This window comes from Oscillibacter sp. UBA6647 (genome assembly GCA_002455655.1).
In the GTDB taxonomy this organism is placed as follows: Bacteria; Bacillota; Clostridia; order Oscillospirales; family Oscillospiraceae; genus Oscillibacter.
Map to the genome: position 1 here is coordinate 3740 of DKLF01000109.1, position 1825 is coordinate 5564.

Here is a 1825-nt window from a genome sequence, read left to right on the forward strand (position 1 = left end):
GGAAAACACGCTCTCGTCCGCCAGCACGGGGACATAGCTCCGCTCCGTGACGTATTTCAGGCCTTCGAAGTCGTGGGCCTTGACCGGCTGCTCCACGAATTCAATGTCCAGCCCCTTCTCCTGCATCTGGTTTAGCAGCGTGACCGCCTGTTTGGGGGACCAGGCCTGATTCGCGTCGATACGAATTAACACATCGCTCCCCGCCGCCTGCCGCACGGCCGCCAGCCGGGCCACGTCCAGCGCCGGGTTTGCGCCCACCTTCACCTTCAGGCAGTCATAGCCCCTTTCGATGGCGTTTCGTGCGTCCCGGGCCATCTCCTCCGGGTCGTTGACGCTGATGGTGATGTCCGTGACGATGTTCTTCCGCGCGCCGCCCATCAGCTTGTAAACCGGAATTTTGTAAAGCTGGCCGTACAAATCCCACAGCGCCATGTCCATGGCGGCCTTGGCGCTGGTGTTTTTGAGAATACAGCCGTTCAGGGCAGTCATCAAGTCCTCAAATTCATCCACGTCCCGGCCCACCACCGTTTTGATGATGTGGTCCTTTAATGCGCCGATAATGGCCCCGGTGGTGTCGCCCGTAATCACGCCGGTGGGGGGCGCTTCACCGTAGCCCACCGCGCCCGTATCCGTGTGAACCTCCACAATGACGTCCTCCACGCTGTTCACCTGCCGCAGCGCCGTTTTAAACGGGACCCGCAGGGGAACGGAGATATGTCCCAACCTTACCTCTGTAATTTTCATATTCTTCCTCCTCCTTTTTTATTTCGCAAGCTCATACATCGCCCGTGCGATGATCTGCGCGTTTTGCATCAGCCGGTCCACCTCGATAAATTCGTCCGGCTTATGCTCTCTCACTTCGTCCCCCGGGAAAACCGGGCCGAAGGCCACCACGTTGGGCATGGCCTTGGCATAGGTCCCGCCGCCGATGCTTTTGGGCGGGTCGCTCAGGCCCGTCTCCTCCTGATACACCCGCATGAGGGTCGTTACCAGCTCGCTTTCCGGCGGAACGTACAGGCTCTCCTTATGGGTTTGTTCCTCCACCTGAAAGCCTGCCGCTTCCAGCTCTGCCTGAAATTTCGGGCCGCAATCAGCCAGAGATTTGGTCACAGGATAGCGGTAGTTCACCCGGCAAGTCAGGCCGTTTTCGTCTCCGGAGATGACCCCCAGATTAAATGTCAGCGTGCCCGACATTTCATCCTCCAGCGCAAGTCCCAGAGAGCTTCCGTCGGTTTCCATGCCGATTTTTTCCGCCAGAAAGCGGACCGCCCCGGCAAGCTCTCCCTCCAGCGGCAGCGCGTTCAGCGCCAGCAGCAGCCGCCCGATGGCGTTTTCTCCCTGCTCCGGGGTACTTCCGTGGGCGCTGACGCCGCGGGCTTCGATTCGCACGCCACCGGGAATTGGGACGCATTTCACCTTCTCCGGCAGCAGGCCGGCAATCTGCTTTGCCAGCTCATCGGTGCATTCCAGCTCCGCAGAGGCAGAGGAAGGAACCACATTCGGCGCGTCGCCGCCGACAAGTTTCCGAAGCCGCACCGGGCCGGACTGGCGCAGACCACGCCGGAAGGTCACGTTCACGATGCCCTTTTCCCCGTTGATGACGGGGTATTCCCCGTCTGGCGTGAATCCCATCACGGGCTTTTCCCCGCCATGGGCCTGATAGTACTTCATGTCGGCGGAGCCGGTTTCCTCATTGGTTCCCATCAAAAGCCTTACCCGCCGACGCAGGGGCAGCCCCGATTCCTTCAGCGCGCCCAGCGCATAGAGGGCCGCCACGGTGGGACCCTTGTCGTCCATGGATCCCCGCCCGAAGACCTTCCCGTCC

At 60.9% G+C, this 1825-nt stretch carries 2 protein-coding genes; both read right to left on the reverse strand.

Translation table 11 applies throughout. From position 1 onward, the window contains the following. Nucleotides 1–744, reverse strand: a 744-nt coding sequence (locus tag B2W96_RS08130; protein WP_293009787.1) for a dipeptide epimerase, incomplete at its 3' end; no start/stop codon positions are given. A gap of 18 nt (nucleotides 745–762) precedes the next feature. Next, a partial coding sequence (locus B2W96_RS08135) for a Sapep family Mn(2+)-dependent dipeptidase (protein ID WP_293009788.1) occupies nucleotides 763–1825 on the reverse strand: 1063 nt, incomplete at its 5' end.